General features: G+C 72.0%; 17 protein-coding genes. 5 read left to right on the top strand and 12 right to left on the bottom strand.

The annotated features are described in order from the left end of the window. Positions 1 to 57: 57 nt before the first annotated feature. A complete protein-coding gene (locus tag AB0H81_RS19780) occupies positions 58 to 510 on the top strand; it encodes a DUF1801 domain-containing protein (RefSeq protein WP_358376258.1) in 453 nt (150 codons plus the stop codon). A gap of 51 nt (positions 511 to 561) precedes the next feature. Continuing rightward, positions 562 to 936 carry a hypothetical protein gene (locus tag AB0H81_RS19775; RefSeq protein WP_358376256.1) on the top strand — a complete coding sequence of 125 codons (375 nt, stop codon included), beginning with the start codon at positions 562 to 564 and terminating at the stop codon, positions 934 to 936. 15 nt (positions 937 to 951) lie between these two features. Here AB0H81_RS19775 and AB0H81_RS19770 read toward each other — a convergent pair whose 3' ends face one another. Together AB0H81_RS19770 and AB0H81_RS19765 are read right to left on the bottom strand one after the other, a co-directional pair. Then, entirely contained in the window at positions 952 to 2022 is a 1071-nt protein-coding gene (locus tag AB0H81_RS19770; protein WP_358376254.1) for a hypothetical protein, read from the bottom strand. 7 nt (positions 2023 to 2029) lie between these two features. Further along, positions 2030 to 3304, bottom strand: coding sequence for an MATE family efflux transporter (locus AB0H81_RS19765; RefSeq protein ID WP_358376252.1), 1275 nt, complete (start codon positions 3302 to 3304; stop codon positions 2030 to 2032). A 180-nt stretch (positions 3305 to 3484) separates the two neighbouring features. Between AB0H81_RS19765 and AB0H81_RS19760 the strand changes: the two genes are divergently transcribed. Further along, positions 3485 to 4453, top strand: coding sequence for an aldo/keto reductase (locus AB0H81_RS19760; RefSeq protein WP_358376250.1), 969 nt, complete (start codon positions 3485 to 3487; stop codon positions 4451 to 4453). A 121-nt stretch (positions 4454 to 4574) separates the two neighbouring features. On the opposite strand, the gene thpR is transcribed toward AB0H81_RS19760, so the two are convergent. The 4 genes from thpR to AB0H81_RS19740 all read right to left on the bottom strand — a co-directional run bounded on the left by thpR (position 4575) and on the right by AB0H81_RS19740 (position 8496). Continuing rightward, positions 4575 to 5132, bottom strand: a complete 558-nt coding sequence (gene thpR / locus AB0H81_RS19755) for an RNA 2',3'-cyclic phosphodiesterase (protein WP_358376248.1) — start codon at positions 5130 to 5132, stop codon at positions 4575 to 4577. 82 nt (positions 5133 to 5214) lie between these two features. Next, on the bottom strand, positions 5215 to 6438 hold the full coding sequence (locus tag AB0H81_RS19750) for an MFS transporter (RefSeq protein ID WP_358376246.1): 1224 nt from the start codon (positions 6436 to 6438) through the stop codon (positions 5215 to 5217). A gap of 23 nt (positions 6439 to 6461) precedes the next feature. Then, a complete protein-coding gene (locus AB0H81_RS19745; protein ID WP_358376244.1) occupies positions 6462 to 6914 on the bottom strand; it encodes a MarR family transcriptional regulator in 453 nt (150 codons plus the stop codon). A gap of 139 nt (positions 6915 to 7053) precedes the next feature. Then, the gene (locus AB0H81_RS19740; protein WP_358376242.1) at positions 7054 to 8496 is read right to left on the bottom strand and encodes an NCS2 family permease; all 1443 of its coding nucleotides are present in this window, start codon (positions 8494 to 8496) and stop codon (positions 7054 to 7056) included. Between the two features lie 81 nt (positions 8497 to 8577). On the opposite strand from AB0H81_RS19740, the gene AB0H81_RS19735 reads away from it, so the two are divergent. Then, entirely contained in the window at positions 8578 to 8793 is a 216-nt protein-coding gene (locus AB0H81_RS19735) for a DUF2530 domain-containing protein (RefSeq protein WP_358376240.1), read from the top strand. A 114-nt stretch (positions 8794 to 8907) separates the two neighbouring features. Beyond that, the gene (locus tag AB0H81_RS19730) at positions 8908 to 10419 is read left to right on the top strand and encodes an alpha/beta hydrolase (RefSeq protein ID WP_358376238.1); all 1512 of its coding nucleotides are present in this window, start codon (positions 8908 to 8910) and stop codon (positions 10417 to 10419) included. Between the two features lie 136 nt (positions 10420 to 10555). On the opposite strand, the gene AB0H81_RS19725 is transcribed toward AB0H81_RS19730, so the two are convergent. From AB0H81_RS19725 to AB0H81_RS19700, 6 genes are all read right to left on the bottom strand, one after another. Then, positions 10556 to 12241, bottom strand: a complete 1686-nt coding sequence (locus tag AB0H81_RS19725; RefSeq protein WP_358376236.1) for a hypothetical protein — start codon at positions 12239 to 12241, stop codon at positions 10556 to 10558. 83 nt (positions 12242 to 12324) lie between these two features. Further along, a complete protein-coding gene (locus AB0H81_RS19720; RefSeq protein WP_358376234.1) occupies positions 12325 to 12729 on the bottom strand; it encodes a hypothetical protein in 405 nt (134 codons plus the stop codon). A 22-nt stretch (positions 12730 to 12751) separates the two neighbouring features. Continuing rightward, positions 12752 to 13246, bottom strand: a complete 495-nt coding sequence (locus AB0H81_RS19715) for an RICIN domain-containing protein (protein ID WP_358376232.1) — start codon at positions 13244 to 13246, stop codon at positions 12752 to 12754. A gap of 937 nt (positions 13247 to 14183) precedes the next feature. Next, complete coding sequence (locus AB0H81_RS19710; protein WP_358376230.1) at positions 14184 to 17330, bottom strand: hypothetical protein; 3147 nt, start codon at positions 17328 to 17330, stop codon at positions 14184 to 14186. A gap of 104 nt (positions 17331 to 17434) precedes the next feature. Beyond that, complete coding sequence (locus AB0H81_RS19705; protein WP_358376228.1) at positions 17435 to 18262, bottom strand: DUF3027 domain-containing protein; 828 nt, start codon at positions 18260 to 18262, stop codon at positions 17435 to 17437. Between the two features lie 31 nt (positions 18263 to 18293). Beyond that, on the bottom strand, positions 18294 to 18609 hold a 316-nt coding region (locus AB0H81_RS19700; protein ID WP_358376227.1), incomplete at its 5' end, for a hypothetical protein.

Here is an 18609-nt window from a genome sequence, read left to right as displayed (position 1 = left end):
GCCATTCCCTAGCATGACGTTGCCCCCCATCAATCCACATACCGGAAGGACCCCGCAATGACCAAGAAGACCGACACGACGTCCGAGGGCTTCACTGCCGAGGAGCGCGCCGCGATGAAGGAGCGCGCCAAGGAGGTGCGGGCGTCGTCCGCACGCCGCGGATCGCGTGACAAGGCGGCGGAGGACGAGGCCGCCGTGGTCGCGAAGATCGCCGAGATGGAGGGCTCGGACCGGGACATGGCCGAACGGATCCACGCCATCGTCAAGGAGAACGCGCCGGAGCTCGCGGCGAAGCTCTGGTACGGCCAGCCCGCGTACGCCAAGGACGGCAAGATCGTCTGCTTCTACCAGCCCTCGCAGAAGTTCAACACGAGGTACTCCACGCTCGGCTTCAACGACCCGGCGAACCTCGACGACGGCACCATGTGGCCGACCGCCTTCGCCCTGACCGGGCTGAACGCCGCCGAGGAGGCGCGGATCGCCGAGCTCGTGAAGCGAGCGGCGAGCTGAGGCCGCCTGCCACCACGGCGGCAGTCAATCGAACGTGAGTACGATGGCTTCATGTACCTGCCGCCGGAGTGGCCGGCCGAGGTCCGCCCGCCCAGCGTTCCCGACTGGGAGACCTCGGCAGTGGCCTGGCTCCTTGACGCCGTCCCGCCCGATTACCGCGCGTACGAGGTTCTCAGGCGCCATCCGATCGCCCTGGCCAGGATGGCGATCCACCACGTCAACGCGGACGTCGAAGCCGCCAGGGCGGGATACCGGAGCGCGGCGGTCGATCTCAAGAGTCATCTGCCGCCGCACGCCGTCGAGGCGGTGCTCGACGTCTATCGCGCGGAGGGACCACGCCTGGTCCGTCTGGCCCGCGCCATCAGCGTCGTCGAGCAGGCCCTGCGCGGGGACATGTTCACCGCCACGATGCGCCACCACCGCTGACCCCGTCCCGGGCGGTCAGCGGGTACGGCGGGCGATGAAGGTGATCACGCCGGTCGCGCCCGCGGCGGCGAGCAGCCAGATGAGCACGTCGCGGACGGTTAAGCCGCGCTCCGCCCCGCTGCCCGAGGCCTCCGGCCGGGGCGAGGCCGTGCGGGTCGCCCGCTGCGGCGCCCGGGCGCTCGGGGTCGTGGACGGCCGCGCCGACGCGCGGACGCCGCGCAGCGCCGCCTCCGGCAGCGGCACCCGGTAGACCGGGCTCGACACCCCCTCGCTGCCTGTCAGCAGCGCCCGGCCGTCGGCCGTGTACGTGATCGACTCGGCCTGGTCGAGCTCCGGCATCGACACCTTGGCGATCATGTCGCCGTTCGGCCGGTAGACGGTGGCCGAGAAGTAGGTGCGGACCACGTACGAGGAGCCGTCGGGCGCGTACGCGGCGTCGGTGGCCATCAGCGGTGCGGCGGCCCCCTTGCGCAGGACGTTCACCCGGCCGGTGCGCAGCTTGGCCGGTGCGGCGTACACCGACCCGGCGAACTCCTTGGACACCACGTACAGCCGCCCGGTGACCGGGTGGACCATGAGGCCCTCGGCGTTGCGGGCGCCGTCCTCGTAGCGGAACCGGTAGCGGACCGCGGGCAGCGTGGCGTCCCGCAGGGTCTCCGGCTCCATCACCTTGTAGACCGACACGTCGGGCCACGCGCCGTCGAGGTTGTCGCCGATGTCGGCGAACCAGAGCACCCCGCGTCCGGTCGCCGGGTCCTTGGATGCGGCCATCGCCTCCCAGTCGCGCGCCTTCGCCCCGCTCACGTGGAACGTCGCCCGTGTCCGCCCGTCGCCGCCCACCGCGTAGAAGACCGGGGCGGCGGAGCTGTCGTTGTGCGTGTAGTAGACGTCGGCGTGCGTCGGCGACAGCGCCAGGCCGCTCGACTCGGTGATCCTCTTGTCCTTGAACCGGAACAGCCGCTCCCCCACGTCGTCGGCCGCGGATCGCGGTCTCCCCGTCTCTCCGGCCGCCGGGGGCGCCGCAAAGGCACCCAGCACCGCACATGTCGCCGCGGCCGTCATGACCGCGCGTCTCAGGTCCCCCACGCCGCCATCATGCCTCAACGGCCACCTTTCCGACCTGAGCGCTGTGCCGGTGGAAACCCGTGCCCTGCAGGACGACCAGGACGAGGTTCGTCACGGCCACGGCTGTCCACAGCCCGGTGATCCCCCAGGTGGCGGCCACCGGCACGGCGGCGAGCACCATCAGCCCGTAGCCCGCGGCGAAGTAGAGCATGCTGGCCGCCGACTTCTTCAGCGCGGTCAGCCCGATGCCCTGCACGGCCTGCGCGCCGTCGGCGGCCGAGGCGAGCAGCATGAGCGGCAGCAGCTCGCCCGCCCGCTCCCGCACGCCGGGGTCGTCGGTGAACGCCGCCAGCACCGGGTCACGAAGGACGAGCAGCACGAGCGCGCCCACGGCCGTGCCGCCGAGCGCGACCAGCGCCGCGATCCGGTTGGCGCGCCGCGCCCCGGCGGGGTCCCCGGCGCGGGCCACCTCCGGCACCGAGGCCTGCGCCACGGACAGCGAGGCGAGCATGATGAGGCCGGTGAGCGTGGTCAGCACGGCGTGGGCGGCGGCGTCCCGGGCGCTGGTCGTGCTCGCGGCGAACGTGACGACGCCGAGCCCGCCGAACTTGATCAGCACCGTGGCGGCCAGCGGCAGGCTCACCCTGCCCAGCTCGGCGATCTTGGCGGGCCGGGGCCGGGCCCGGCCCACCCGCACGCCGATGGCGCGCCGCAGGCAGACGTTGGCGACCACCACGCCGACCACTCCCCACGACAGCCAGGCGACGCCCACGCCCGTGAGTCCGAGGCGCGGCACCAGGACCAGCGCGCAGCCGGCCATCACGGCGGTCCCCGCCAGGCTGGACCAGAGCACCTGCCGGCTGCGGCCGAGCGCGACGAGCACGGTGGTGGCGCCGCCGCTGGAGGCGTACACGAGCAGGTAGAGCGCGAGCAGCCAGGGCAGCGGTCCCAGCTCGGCGACCACCTCCGGCGGCACGCCGGTGAGCCGGGCGAGCGGGGGCACCGCGAGGACGGCCAGCGCGCCGGCCGTACCGACGAGGAGGGTGAGCCAGCGGGCGTCGCGCAGGACGGGGACGGCGCGGGCGGGCTCGTCGCGGTGGGGCGCGACGAACGGCGCGAGACCGCGTAACGCGCCCGTGACGGCGGCGGTGGCGGGGTTGAGCACGGCGGTCATGACCGCGAAGGCCGCCAGCGTGACCGTGGCGTGCCGGCCGAGCACCGAGGTGACGACGAGGGTGCCGATCATTCCGGTCACCATCGACAGGAACAGGGGAACCGCCGATCTGATGATCCCCGCACCCACCCGCGTCACCCTAACAGGCGGCGTTCTCGAGCCCGTCAGGGGCCGAGCGGCGGCGCCCGATGCGCCACGCCCGTGGACGTGGCCCACGGCCGAGAGTGAGGGCGGCCGTTCCCACGTCCTCGTCGAAGTCCTCCCGGGGTCCTAGCCTGGAGTGCGCTCCAGGTATTTAGCCTGAGACCTATGGATTATGTGAACCTCGGACGTAGCGGGCTCAAGGTCAGCCCGCTCTGCCTCGGTACCATGAACTTCGGTCCCGTGACCAGCGAGGAGGACTCCTTCGCGATCATGGACCGGGCCCATGAGCTGGGCATCAACTTCTTCGACACAGCCAATGTCTACGGCTGGAAGAAGGGCGAGGGGGTCACCGAGCGGATCATCGGCAACTGGTTCGCCAAGGGCGACGGGCGCCGGGAGAAGACGGTCATCGCGACCAAGCTCTACGGCTCGATGGGCGACTGGCCCAACGACGACAAGCTCTCCGCGCTCAACATCCGCCGCGCCTGCGACGCCTCGCTCAAGCGCATGCAGACCGACTACATCGACATCTACCAGGCCCACCACGTCGACCGGGACACCCCGTTCGACGAGTTCTGGGAGGCCATGGAGATCCTGCGCCAGCAGGGCAAGATCCTCTACGTCGGGTCGTCCAACTTCGCGGGCTGGCACATCGCCAAGGCCCAGGAGACCGCGGCCCGCCGCAACACGCTCGGCCTGGTCAGCGAGCAGAGCCACTACAACCTGCTCACCCGCGCGGTCGAGTTGGAGGTGCTGCCGGCCTGCGAGGACTACGGCCTCGGCGTCATCCCGTGGAGCCCGCTCGGCGGCGGCCTGCTCGGCGGCGTGCTCCGCAAGATCGACAAGGGCCGCTCGGCCAGCGACCACATGGTCAAGCAGCTGGAGAAGTACCGCGACGCGATCGAGCAGTACGAGAAGTTCTGCGACGAGCTGGGCGAGGAGCCCGCGAACGTGGCGCTGGCCTGGCTGCTGACGCGCCCCGCGGTCGCCGCGCCGATCATCGGCCCGCGCACGATCGAGCAGCTCGACGGCAGCCTGCGGACCCTGGAGATCACGCTGGACGAGCAGGCGCTGGCGCGGCTGGACGAGCTGTTCCCGGGGCACCGCCCCGCGCCGGAGGACTACGCCTGGTAGACCCGCCGGGTCGCGCCGGAGGGCGCGTCAGCGGAGCAGGGCGCCGATGACGACGATCAGCAGCAGGAGGCCGAGTACGGTCGGCAGCAGCCAGGAGCGAGGACGGTCCACGCTCTGGAGCCTAATCGGGCCGCGAGGGTGCCAGCGCCCACTCCCCCAGTGACTCGTACCTCACCTGGGGCCCGGTGTGGCTGCGCACCAGGCGGACCGCCTCGGCCCGCCACGGCGACCCGCTGAAGCCCGACAGCGCCTCGACGAGCGGGCGGAGATCCGTCTCCGCCCGCGACCGGGCCAGCGTGAGGTGCGGGTGGAAGTGCTTGTCGTCCACCTGCACCGCCCCGGCCCGGCGGGCGCCGGCCCTGACCGAGTCGGCCAGCCGATGCATGGGGTCGCCGGAGACGGCGGCCCAGAACACCCGGGCCCGCCGTACGGACGAGAACGCCCCGAACCCCGTGAAGGCCAGGTCCAGGGCGTGATGGCGGTGTACGGCGCGGGCGAGGCGCGTCTCCAGCTCGGGCACGACCGCCTCGGGCACCTCACCGAAGAAGCCCAGCGTGATGTGCCAGGTGGCACGGTCCGGCCAACGCAGCCCGGGCACCTCGCCGACGTGCGGCGCGATGGCGCGTTCGAGCTCGTCGAGCGCCTCGGCGGGCGGCACCACGGCCGCGAAGAGCCTCATGCCATCCGATTCTGCACCGAGTTCCACGCCGAGCCGGTTCCGCGCCGACTCCGGGCCGGTTCTGCGCCGACTCCCGGGACGCTCAGGCGGTGGCCGGCACCGTGCGGCGTACCCGGGACCCGATCAGCCTCGTCACCAGCAGCGCCAGGCCGGTGCCCGCGAGCGCGAGCACACCGGAGAGCATCACGCCGGCCCGGGGACCGCCCAGGTCGGACAGCCAGCCGACCAGCGTGGCGCCGACCGGCGCGCCGCCGGTGAACACCAGCATGTAGATGCCCATGACCCGGCCGCGCATCTCGGGCGAGGAGGCGAGCTGGACGCTGGCGTTGGCGGCCGTGTTGACCGTGATGAGCGCGACGCCCGCGGGGACGAGCAGCAGCAGGTACAGCGGGTAGAACGGCGCGAGCCCGGTGGCGACCTGGAACAGGCCGAACCCGATCGCGCCCGCCATCAGCACCTTGCGCGACGGCCGTGACCGCCGGGCCGCGAGCAGCGCGCCGCCCAGCGCGCCGACGGCGAACATGCTGGACGCCAGGCCGAACGAGGACGCCCCCGCGGCGAAGACCTCGCGCGCCATGAGCGCGATCGACATCGAGAACGCCTGCGAGAACATCGACACGAACCCGATCAGCAGCACCGGCATGAGGAGCTCCTCGCGCTCCATCACGTACCGCAGCCCCTCGCGGAGCTGGCCCTTGGCTCTCGGCACCGGCTCGGACAGGTGCAGCTCCGACTTGTGCATGAAGACCAGGCTGGAGATCACCCCGGCGAAGGTCAGCGCGTTGATGAGGAACAGCGGGCCCGTGCCGCCCAGCACGAAGATCAGCACACCGGCGATGGCCGGGCCGACCACGCGGGCCAGGTTGAAGGAGGAGCTGTTGAGCGCGATCGCGTTGGACAGGTCGCGCCGGCCGACCATCTCGACGACGAACGCCTGCCGGGTCGGCACCTCCACACAGGAGATCACGCCGAGCGTGAACGCCATCACGTACACGTGCCAGACCTCGGCGGAGCCGGTCACCGTGAGCAGGCCGATGGTGAGCGCGAGCAGGGCCATCAGCGACTGGGCGACGATGAGGATGGGCCGCTTGGGGTAGCGGTCGGCCAGCACGCCGCCGAACAGGCCGAAGAAGAGCATGGGGAGGAACTGCAGGGCGGTCGCTGTTCCCAGCGCCGCCGCGCTGCCGTGGGTGAGCTCCAGGACCAGCCAGTCCTGGGCCGTGCGCTGCAGCCAGCCGCCGACGTTGGAGACGGCGCCACCGGCCACGAACATGCGGTAGTTGCGATTTCTGAGCGACCGGAACATCCCGGTCCCAGGTTGTTCAGGCTCTATATCCTGCTGAGCTTCTCCAGGATCGGCGCCGCCTGCCTGAGGATCGACCTCTCCTCGGGTGTCAGCTCCTTCAGCCGCTGCGTCAGCCACGCCTCCTTGCGGCGGCGCTCCTCCTTCAGCAGCTTCTGGGCGGCCTCGGTCACGGTCACGGTCACCTGGCGCCGGTCGGTCGGGTGCGGTGTGCGCGAGACCAGCCCGCGTTCCTCTAGCGCGGCGATCACGCGCGTCATCGAGGGGGGCTGCACCTTCTCCAGCTCGGCGAGCTCGCCGGGCGTTATTCCAGAGTGTCGCTCCACGGCGGCGAGGGTCGCGAACTGGGTGGGCGTCAGGGTGTGCGCCGCCGCCTGCCGGCGCAGTCGTCGGGTCAGTCGGGCGAGCGATACGCGCAGGGCCGATGCCAAGCCCGCGTCGCTGCGCAGATCTGCTTGCTGCTGGGTTTTTGTTACCACGTCTCATTACCTTTGCTAACTATAGGGGAAACCAAGATATTTCTCCAACTCACGAGTTGTCCCACCCCTTGATACACCGAGGCCGCCCCCCTTGCGAGGGGCGGCCTCATGGCTGGTCAGCTCGGCAAATGGTACGTGCTCAGACCCCCAGCAGCGCGCGGATCGGGCCGAGCGCGAAGTAGAGCAGGAACATGGCCGACACGACCCACATGAGGGGGTGGATCTCCCTGACCTTGCCCCGCACGACCTTGATCAGCACGTAGCTGACGAAGCCGGCACCGACACCGTTCGAGATCGAGTACGTGAACGGCATGACGACGATCGTGAGGAAGGCGGGGATGGCCACCTCGTAGTCGCTGAAGTCGATCTCGCGGATGGACGTCATCATGAGGAAGCCCACCACGACCAGGGCGGGGGTGGCGGCCTCGTAGGGGACGACCTCGACGAGCGGGGCGAAGAAGATCGCCACCAGGAACAGCGCGCCGGTGACGACACTGGCCAGGCCGGTCCGGGCGCCCTCGCCGACGCCCGCGGCCGACTCGATGTAGGTGGTGTTGGACGACACCGAACCGGCGCCGCCCGCCACCGCGCCGAGCGAGTCGACGAGCAGGATCTCGCGGGTGCGGGGCAGCGCGCCGTCCTCGCCGACCAGGCCGGCCTGGCGGCCCACGCCGACCATCGTGCCCATCGTGTCGAAGAAGTCCGTGATGAGCAGGGTGAAGACGAGCAACGCGACGAGCAGCACCGAGACGCGGCTGAACGCGCCGAACGGGTCGAACTCGGTGAAGAGCGTGAGCGGGTTGTGGAAGTCGAAGATCTTCTTCGGCATGACCGGCACGTTGAGCTGCCAGCCGCCCGGGTTCTTCGCCGACGCCGCCCCCGCCTTGGCCAGCGCCTCCACGATCACGGCCAGCACGGTCGTGCCGACGATGCCGATGAGGATCGCGCCCTTGACCTTGCGGGCCACCAGCGCGGCCGTCGCGAGCAGGCCGACGACGAACACGAGGATCGGCCACGAGGTGAGCGTGCCCCTGATCCCCATCTCCAGCGGCGGCCCCACGGCGACCCGGCGCACGAAGCCCGCGTCCACGAAGCCGATCAACGCGATGAACAGGCCGATGCCCACGCTGATGGCCGTCTTGAGCTGGGCGGGGATCGCGTTGAAGACCGCCACCCGGAAGCCGGTCAGCACGAGCAGGGCGATGATGACACCTTCGAGGAAGACCAGGCCCATGGCCTCCTCCCAGCTCATCACCCCGGCGATGTTGAAGGTGACGAAGGTGTTCAGCCCGAGCCCGGCCGCCATGGCGAACGGCACGCGGCCCACGACGCCCATGAGGATCGTCATGACGCCGGCCACGAACGCCGTCCCGGCGGCCACGAGCGCCACGTTCGGCGCCGACCCGTCGCCGATGAACTGCTTCTCGACGTCCTGGCCGTTGGCGATGATGATCGGGTTCAGCACGACGATGTAGGCCATCGTGAAGAAGGTGGCCAGGCCGCCGCGTACCTCTCGGGAGACCGTCGAGCCTCGTGCGGAGATTGCGAAGAATCTGTCAATAGCGGTAGTTCTGTCACTCACGGGCGAAGAGTGACAGCAGCGGCGTTCCGGTAAAAGTGCTGGTGATCGGATCGAGACCGGATTGGAAGCTAGGCTGGACCCGTGAAGCAGGAGTGGCACCCCGACCCTGAGCCGATCGAGACCAACGACACCGTGACCGTCGCCGTGGGCACCGGCCTGTGGGCGCTGGCGCTGGTCGTGCTGCTCGTGCTGCGTCCCGATCCGGCCCGCATGTGGTGGGTCTGGACGTGCGTCGCCGGCGTCGTCCTCGGCCTGATGGGCCTCTGGTACGTCCACCGGCGGGCCTCCCGGAGCTGACATCAGCGGCTCCCCGGGCTGACATTCGTCATGTCCCGGTCGTCCCCGAAGTCACCCCTAAGAGCTGTTTCCCGGCACTACCTGGGCGAGATCGGCAAGACCATGCTGATGGGCATGAAGAAGACCGCCCTCGTCTCCGCCCTCTGCCTGACCGCCCTCGCCGGATGCGCCGGCCCGACCGCGGCCGCCGGCTCGACCACCGCGACGACCACCGCGAAGACCGCGGCGGCGACGACCGCGGGAGCCGGGCAGGGAAGCGGCGCGATCGCCTGGAAGACCTGCACCGGCCTCACGGGCCCCGACGGCAAGCCCGCCGCCCCCGACCCGGCCCTCCAGTGCGGCACGCTCGCCGTGCCCCTCGACTACTCGAGGCCCGGCGGCAAGCGGATCGACCTCGCGCTGATCCGGATCAAGGCCACCGGCGACCGGCTCGGCTCCCTCGTCTTCAACTTCGGCGGCCCCGGCGGCTCCGGCGTCGACACGCTCGCCATGGCCGCCCGGGCGTTCGCCGCCCTCGGCACTCGCTACGACCTGGTCAGCTTCGACCCGCGCGGCGTCGAGCGCAGCGCCGGCGTCCGCTGCGGCGGCGACCTCGAGGCCATCCTCGAAGCGACCGACGGGGCGGGCGGCGACAAGGCGGTCAAGAAGTACGTGGCCGCGTGCAAGAAGGACTCGGGCAAGGTGCTGCCGTACGTCGGCACGGTCAACGCCGCCCGGGACATGGACCGGATCCGCGCCGCGCTCGGCGACGCCAAGCTCAACTACTTCGGCCTCTCGTACGGCACGCAGCTCGGCGCCGTCTACGCCACCCACTTCCCCAAGAACACCGGCCGGCTCGTCCTGGACGCCGCCTACGACCCGACGGGCACCTTCGCGGACCGGGCCGTCATCCAGGCCACCGGGTTCGCGAAGTCCTTCGACGCCTTCGCCAAGGACTGCGTCGCCAAGGGCTGCGACCTCGGCCAGGACACCGCCGAGGTGAAGAAGACCGTCCAGACGTTCGTGGACGGCCTGCGGGACAAGCCGCTCAAGGTCGGCAAGCGCACGCTCCCGCACGCGCTGGGCCAGCTCGGCGTCATCACCCCGCTGTACGCCAAGGCCACGTGGCCGGTGCTGGAGCAGGCGGTCGCCGCCGCCGTCAAGGGCGACGGCACCATGCTCCTCGCGCTGGCCGACACCTACACCGGACGCCGCGCCGACGGCACGTACGCCACCACGCTCACCAGCATGCAGGCGATCACCTGCGCGGACACGTCCGAGCGGCCCACCTCCGCCCAGGCCGCCGCGGTCAACCGCAAGATCAAGAAGATCTTCCCGATCCTGGCCATGAACGGCACGGTCGCGCCGTGCGCCCACTGGCCGGTCCGGGGAGACAACGAGGCCAAGCGGATCGACGCGACGGGCTCGGCGCCCATCATGGTGGTGGGCGCCAAGGGTGACCCGGCCACGCCGTACCGGTGGGCGGTGAGCCTGACGGCTCGGCTCAAGACGGGCTCGCTGCTCACGTACGAGGGCGAGGGGCACGGCGCCTACCTCAGCGGCAGCGCCTGCGTCGCGCAGCACGTCAACACGTACCTGCTGACGGGCAAGCTCCCGGCCCGCGACACGAGCTGCCCCGCCGCCTGACCTCCTGGTTCTCGCATCGGCCGGTGAGCGCGCCCCCGCGCTCACCGGCCGATCTACGCGTGCCCGGCCTCCGGGCGGAGGCCCGCGGACGCGGCCTCAGAGGCCCGACCGGGTCCTGTCCGGGAGATCCGGACTCTTATTTCCATTGGGTGGTGCACCAGGTGTAGCGCCGGGTCTTCGGGTGGACCTGGCAGGCCTTGAAGTCGATCCGGCTGGCGGTCCTCGGGAACCAGCCCTTGAGTGTTCGACTCTTCTGGTTGCCGCAGGCCACCCAATTCTTCCAGCTGCTGTAGACCTTGCCGTCCATCCGGACGAGCGCGCCGATGCAGCGCCCGTCGGCCCGGTTGTCGGTGACCTCGGCGTTGATGTAGAGCTCATAGGGCGCTCTTCCATGCCACCAGACCCTGCCGTCGAAGACGCCGGGGAGCGTGAGTCGATCGAATCCCAGTCGAGCCCTTGCCTCGAAGTGGCGGCTTGGTGCGCCCGTGGTGGCCGCCTCGTCCTCTTCGGGCATGGTTTCCGTGACGGGCAGTTCCGGGGGGTTGTCGTATTCGGCGGGTATCGGGGGGTCGGTGAAGTAGCCGCGCATCGACACCTGGACGTGGGTGGTGCCCGGGCCGCGGTTGGTGACGGTCACACGTCCCTGGGAGTCGGGGATGACCAGGTCGAAGCCGGTGGTGCTCTCCGCCGCGTCGTAGTTGACGCTGGAGATGTCAGGGTCGCCGTCCTCGGCCGGGTAGGCGGTGAGCCAGCCCTTGTCCGTGGGCTGGCGAGCCTGGATGGTGAGCGCCGCCGAAGCCATGATCTTCTCGCCCAGGTCGATGCCCTGCGTGACGTCGAAGGTGACGGACTGGCCCGGGGCGAGGGCCTGGGTGCTTCCGCCCGGCACGCCGGTGCCGGTGAGGGTCTCGACGATGACCTTGGACGGGACGGCGGTGTACCCCGCGCCGCCCTCCTCCGCGGTGCCCCCGAAATAACCGCGGAGGGTGAGGGCTGCGTGGACCGGGCCGCTGCCGCGGTTCTCAAGGATCAGTTTGCCGCTGCCGGTCAGTTGGGCCACGGTGAAGCTGCTGTCGGTCTCGTCGGGGACGTAGTCCACTGTCGCCACGTTGCCGGCCGGCTGATCGGACGGGTGGAGGCTCAGCCAGCCTTTCTGGCCCTGGGACCAGGCCACGACGTTCAGCGCGACCGCGTTGACGCCGGTGGCCGGAATGCTCCGCTGTCCGGCGACGTCGATCGTCACCGACGAGTTGGCCGGGATGGGGATCGCCTCCCGGGCCGGGGAGCCCGTGACATGCCCGGGCCTGGTGTCGTAGAGGTACTCGGTTTCGACCGGGTAGTACTCGTTGCCCGCCTGGGTGTCGGCGGCGCTGAGGAAGTAGCCGCGGACCGCGACGACGATGTGCACCGGGCTGTCGCTGTTGTTGACGACGGACACCATGCCCGTACCGGTGAGGCGGGTGAAGTCCTCGCCCGTGACGTTCTCGCCCGGGTAGAAGGTCAGCGCCGACACGGTGGCCGGGACGTCAGACGGGTGGACGGTCAGCCAGCCGGCCTGCTCCGCTCCCACCACGGTGAGATTCAGGGCGACCGCCGACACCCCGGAAGCCGGCACCTCCGCCTGGCCGGCGACCCGGAAGGTGATCCGGCCCTTGCCCGGGACCTTGGCGGAGCCGACACCACCGGTCCCGTCGCGGGTGTCCGCGAGCACGGCCGGGGGCACGGCCACGAACTGGTTGTCCGCAGCCTCGTCGGCTCTGGCCGGCCGGGCCGACGAGAGCACCGCCATCAACGAGGCCAGCAGGACGAGGACGGTCGCCACCGCTGTGACGGCACGCCCGGGCGGGCGAGCAGGGACAGCATGCATACGTGCGCCTTTCGTAGTCGGTTCGCCGGATTGGTGAATCAGGCGAGGAAAGACGGCATCCGCGGACGCCTTCCCAACGGAAAGACGGCGCTTGTCGTGGTGCCTTCTCCCCGTAGGCCGTTGACGGTGAGGCGGCCGCCCAGTCCGGCGACCTCAGCCCGCCGGCCGCGCAGACGGGCCTCGAGCACCTCCGCCGACATCCCGGAGCCGTCATCGCGGACGGTCAGGCGCAGCCTGCCGGCAGCCACGGTGAGGGCGATGGACACGGTGCGGGCCGAGGGCTGCCGTTCCACCTCCTGCAGGACGTCACGGATCGTGCCATGGACGATCTCGGCGATCAGGGCGGGAAGCGGCTGTTTCGGCAGAGCCCATACCTCCACCGAGATCCCGCTCTGGAGCGACCATTCCGCCAGGTAGTCCGCCAGGGGCTGCGAGGCTGTCATACGAGTAGCTGCGCGGGATCGCTCACCACCGGCGCCATGCCTGCGAAGCGGAGCTCGTGCAGGGCCACTGGATCGCCTTCTTGCCCTCGCGCGCCTCGCCCTGCCCGATGGCGAGACACATGCCGGTGGCCCTGTTCCGAACCCGCTGCCGACCGTCGTAATCCCACTGCTGCGCCGGTCCGCCGTCCGTGCACAGCCACTGGATCGCGACCTTCCCCTGCTTCTTCTCGCCGCGCCCGATGGCCAGGCACAGCCCGGTCTTGGCGTTCACGAGCCGGTGGTCGGACCGGTGGATCCAGCGCTGAGACTTGCTCCCGATGCAGGGCCACTGGATCACCGGCTTGCCGGCCCTCACCTCTCCCTGGCCCACGGCCAGACACATGCCGGTCGCGCCGTTGACGTACTCCAGGCCGGGCGCGGCAGAGGCGACGGCGGCTCGCGCGGACGCGGCGGGCGACAGGGACAGCAGGGTCAGAGCGGTCACGACCACGGCGGCGGTCTTGGAACTCGTGCGCATGGGTGTCCTTTCACAGGTGGTCGATGGAAGGGGGATCACGAGGTGGGTCGCGATCATCAGCAGGCGCGGATCCCCGGCCTGCGAGCAGTCCGGGACGGGGTCATACGTGCGCGTGCCGGCTCCCCGCGGTTCTCGGCGGCAGGCGGTCCCATGACCGCTTGCCCGCCGAGGCCTGTGACACCAGGATCGTGACGGCAGGATTGTTCGGCACCCCTCATCAGGCAGGCAAACAAGGCTTTTCTCGGCGAATGGCTACTTTCTCGCCGCGATCGGCGAGCCGGGGTCCACCGTTGATGTGCTCAACGAGCGCGTCCGAACGTCTTCGTCGTCCAGCGGACGGAGTCCCGTATCGGTGGTGGGCCGTCGTGAAGGTCCGGTGCATCCGGCAGTGGGTATTCGGTCACCACGCTGTCGCAGGTGGCGGCGGCTGAGCGTCTGGCTTCCCCGCCGGGTTCTCCGGGTGACTGCCCAGTACGGCACGGTGAACGTCCTGGACGTTCAGCCCCGATGGGCGCCCCCTCGCGGTCACATGGCGACCTGGGACGTCACGAACGGCCGCGGCATCGGCGCATTCCGCGTCCGAAGCCAGGGAGCCGACGGAGTCAGGTCCTCGACCGTCTCCCCCGACGGCAGGACCGTTGCCTTCATCCCGCTCAACCCGGACCCGCATGACAGAGAGGCGCTCGACGACCTGGAGCTGCGGCTCTCGTCGTCTCATCCGACGACGGGACGTTATATGAGATCACCGTCGATCCGGGCCCCGCCACCACCAGGCCGGAGCGGGGCGGGCCGCCGTGATGGCTCACGGCGGGGTTCCCGGCCCGCCCAGCGAGCCGCGTGCCGTGCCGAGGCCCGGACCGAAGAACGGCAGAGCACGCGCTGGGCCGAGAGGCCACCAGGGGCGCTCCGACCGGGCGGGCCGGAGCGCCGGGACATGTCAGGACAGGTCGGCCTCGGCGAGCAGGAGGGGGACGGCGGACGGGTCACGCAGGAGTGCGGCGACCGCGAGCCGGTCGTTCCACTGCCCCGTCGCCCAGGCCAGCCCGCGCGCCAGCCCCTCGACCCCGGTGCAGTGGACCATGCCCTCGAAGTAGCGCCACGCGCAGGCCACCCCGTCGACCAGCAGCTTCTCGTGCTCCACGTACGTCTCGGGCGCCGTCGGCAGCAGGGAGCGCACCTCGGGCGGCACCGGCCGGGTCTCCCCCACGGAGGTGACCTCCCCGCTGGTCAGCTCGCCCGCCAGCGGCAGGTCGAGCAGCTCCGACAGCGCCTCGGCCATGTCGTACGAGGCCAGCACCAGGGGACGGTCCGTGACGAGCTGGAGCAGGTCGGGCGCCTCCACCACCACGGCGTCGTCGGCGGCGGCCACCACGATGTCGCCGCGCAGCACCGCCCGCACCCGCGAGGGCGGCTCGACCCGCGCCGGGTCGACCGTCGCCAGGGCCATCCACAGCGCCCGCAGCTGGGCCCGGTCGACCTCGACGGACGCGTCGGCCATCAGGTCGAGCAGCTCCTCCGGACCGCCGTGGGAGGCGAGCAGCTCGGGCAGCGTGGTGCGTACCCCGAGCATGGCCAGGGCGCCCTCGTCGAGCCCGGCCGGCGCGTCGGCGTACAGGCCCTGGAGCAGCGGGTCGGCGCCGGGCAGCCGCAGCTCGCGCGGCCGCCGCCCGTCCAGCACGGGATGGTTGGACAGCCACCACGCCGTGTAGGACGGCACCTCGACGCCCTCGACGCGCAGCGGGTGGAGCGCGGCCCGCAGCGGCGGCCTGGCCACCAGCGCCAGCGCGGCCGGCCAGTCGGCGACCAGCTCCAGGTCGCGCACCGCCGCGAACTCCGGCACGACCGGCGGCACGTCGAGGTCGGGCAGCAGGTCGAGGACGTGGTCGAGCCAGTCGTCCTCGCCGTCGAGGTCGTGGTCGCAGTCGTCGTGGTCGAGCAGCACGTCGGAGTCGTGGACCACGGCGAACCCGTCGAGCACCCCGGCGGCGGCCAGCACGCGCGAGCCGTAGGTCTCCTCCAGCTCGGCCGCGGCCACACCGAGGTGGCCGCCGGGCTCGACGAGCCGGGCCAGCGCGCCGTCGGCCAGCATGAGCTCGCCCGCGGGGTACAGCTCGCCGTCGGTGGCGGGCAGGGCCAGCTCCGCCAGCCACGGCGCCTCGCCGGGAGCCAGGCCGGCGGCCTCGACGAGCGACAGCACCGCTCGGGCCACGGGCTCGGGATCGGGGCTGTCGAGCGACTGGGAGACGGCCTCCCTGGTGAGCGGGTCCTCCAGGATCGTGCGCGGCGTGGCCTCGGCCGCCCCGAGTCGCAGCAGCGCGGGGTGGGCGGCCTCGGGGTGGACGATGCGCAGGCCCAGCGGCGTCAGGTCCAGCCCCGCTCCCGCCGAGCCGCCGGGAGCGCCCGAGCCGCGGTCGCCCCATCCGGACCCGCCGCCGGAACCGGCGGCACCGGCCGAGCTCCCTCCGCCCGAGCCGCCCAGGTCGAGGATGAGGGTGCCGCGCGGGCCGCGCACCAGGCGGCCGTCGGCCAGCGGCACCGGCAGCGCCCCGAGCGACTCGGGGTCGTCGGCGGGCAGCACGTCGTACAGCGAGCGCCACCACGACGGCTCGCGCCCCTCCACGGCCTCGCCCGACAGCAGGTCGACGACCTCGGCCAGCTCCACCCGGCGCACGCCGAGCGAGGCCATGGCCGGGTGCCGGGCGGGCCAGCCGGTCGGCAGCAGGCCGGGCACGAAGTCGGCGACGGCCGCCAGCAGCTCGCCGGAGCCCGCCACCACGGCCGCCTCGCGGCCCGCGACCACCCAGCCGTCGCCCTCGCGCTCCGGCGCCGGGTGCTCGACCTGCCACTCGGCGTCGGGCTCGTAGACCTCGGCGTCCGCGAACGACGGCGTCTGCACGGCGGGCGCGGGCGCGGACAGGGCGGGCAGCAGCGGCGTGCCCGGCAGCCGGCGCAGGATGGCCCGGCGGATGCGGGCGTCGAGCTCGCCCTTGCCCATGAGCGCGGGCACGAGGTCGAGCAGCGCGGGCGTGCGCGGCAGCTCCTGGAGCAGCCGGACGTAGGCGTCGGCGGCCCGCTCGACCAGGAAGTCGGTCAGCGGCCCCTTGGCGACGTGGCGCCGGTCGGTGGCCATCGGGAACGAGGCGATGAGCAGCGCCGGCAGGTCGAGCGGCTCGTCGCTGGGCGTCGGCGCGTGGACCACGGGCGGCACCGTGCCGGGCAGCGGCCTCGGCTCCCCGACGCCCCCCGACCCGGCCCCGCTGGGGGCCGCCACGGGCACGGCCCAGCGGACCGACCAGTACGGCCGGGCGCGCTCCTCGGTCGGCCGGTCGGCGAACAGCTCGGCCACCTGCTCGGGCCCGAAGTCGCCCGCGTCGGACACCACGTGCCAGCCGTCGGCGGCCACCGTGCGGGTCGCGCCGTCGACGTCGATCTCGATCGCGGTCAGGGCGGGCATGCCGAGCGGCAGCGCCGGGCTGGTCTCCTCCAGCATGCGGCGTACGGCAGTGACCGCCGCCTCGTCGCGCAGCGGGAGGCGGACGAGCGTGTCGAAGCCCTCCGGCACCTCCAGCGGCCCGGCGGCGAACGGCAGACGCAGCAGGGGCACGTGGCCGGCGCGGGAGACCAGCTCGTCGGCGAGCGCGGGCGTCTGCGACACCAGCGCGGCCGTCTCCGCCCGCGACCAGCGGACGGCGCCCGTCTCCCGCGAGCCGACGGACGGCTCGTCGCACACCGACACCACCGCGGCGAACCCGACGCCGAACCGGCCCGCGGTGCCCGTCTCGCCCCGCTTGCCGGAGACCCGCAGCGTGGACAGGCTCTCCACGCCGGTCGCGTCGAGCGGCGCGCCGGTGTTGGCGGCCGTCAGCACGCCGTCGCGCAGGGTCAGCCGGAGCACTCCCGGCACGCCGGCGCGCAGGGCCGCGTCGGCGGCGTTCTGGGCGAGCTCGACGATCAGCCGGTCGCGGTAGCCGCCGAGGGCGAAGTCCTCCTCGGCGTTGGCATCCTCGCGGAAACGGGCGGGCGAGGCCGTCCAGGCGGCGAGCACGGCGGCCCGCATCCGGTCGGTGCCGAAGGTGTCGGTCATGGATCACGATCCTGGTTGGGAGTAGGGGGCCACCGTAGGTTAGCGGCCCTCACCGACACTCCCGGTCCCGTGGACGATCACGGGACCGGAGCCGCCGGGGCGGCTCAGGAGTGGCCCGGCTCCTCAGAGGCCGGCTCGTCCGCCGCCCCCTTCTCCTCGTCCTGCTCCTTCACGCCCTGCTCGTCCTCGATCAGGTCGTAGCCGAGGTCATCGAGGATCGGCGTGGCCTGCTCGACCGGCGGCGGCATGACCGCCGCCTCGGAGTGGGCCCCGCACCCGTGGTCGGCGGCCACCACCTTGCCGTCGTCGGGGGCGTACTCATTCGCGCAGACCCCGAACATGTGCCGGAGCCCACCCGCGAGCAGCCAGTAGAAGCCACAGGTGGAGCACTGCGCGGGAGCGGCGTGTGCGATCGGAGTGTGCGGCCCGTGCTCGCCCGAGTGCCAGCGCCTGGCAGCTTGGTCCTTGCCGATGGCCGAGAGCACACGTGCCCGGCCCAGGCCGTACTCGAAAACCATCTGGCGATCGACGTCTTCGTCGGTCTCGGTGAAACCCGGCTCCAGCCGGTCGTCGTCGTCCGAGGTCGGCAGCAGGTCGCCCACGCCGAGGTCGCCGGGGCGCAGCCGCTCGCTCCACGGCAGCCACTCGGGCGCGAGCAGGGCCCCCGCGCCGGGCAGCAGGACGGCCTCGCTCACCGTGACCTTCTTCGCGCGGGAGGCGCGGGTGACGGTGACCGCCCAGCGCCAGCCCCGGTAGGCGCGGTCGAGGCAGGCGAAGTAGTGAGTGACGACCCGGTCGCCCTCGGCCTCGAAGCCGAGGTGCTCGCCGGGCTCGCCGGGTCGCGCGAGCTCCTCCGCGGCGGCGCGCGCCAGGTCGACCGCGGCGGCGCAGGCCTGGTCGGGGGCGGAGACGCGGGTCCGGGTGCGGCTCATCGGACCGCCTCCGCCGAAAGGTGCTGTTCGCTCACACCTCATTCTCACCCATGACCGGACCTGAAGGTGCCGACTGCGCGGATCTCCCCAGGCGAACCCGGTTTCTGTCCGGGCCGTGAGCGATGTTCGGCAAAAGATGTCGATAGCGCCGGAAGACCCAACGGTGAACCGTGATCGCCCGGCAGCCGACGTCCATCGGGTATGACTGGTAACCGTGGAGGGTGGCTGGGACAGGGCGCGGCGGGTCTCGCGGCGCGTCGGGCTTCGCGCCGTCCGCGACCAGTGCGGAGGCGGTGACGACCTTGAACGTGGACCCGGGCGGGTACTTGCCGAGCAGCGCCCGGTTG

The sequence above is a fragment of the Nonomuraea sp. NPDC050691 genome (genome assembly GCF_040654455.1).
GTDB lineage: Bacteria > Actinomycetota > Actinomycetes > Streptosporangiales > Streptosporangiaceae > Nonomuraea.
This window is presented reverse-complemented; position numbering and strand designations above follow the sequence as displayed.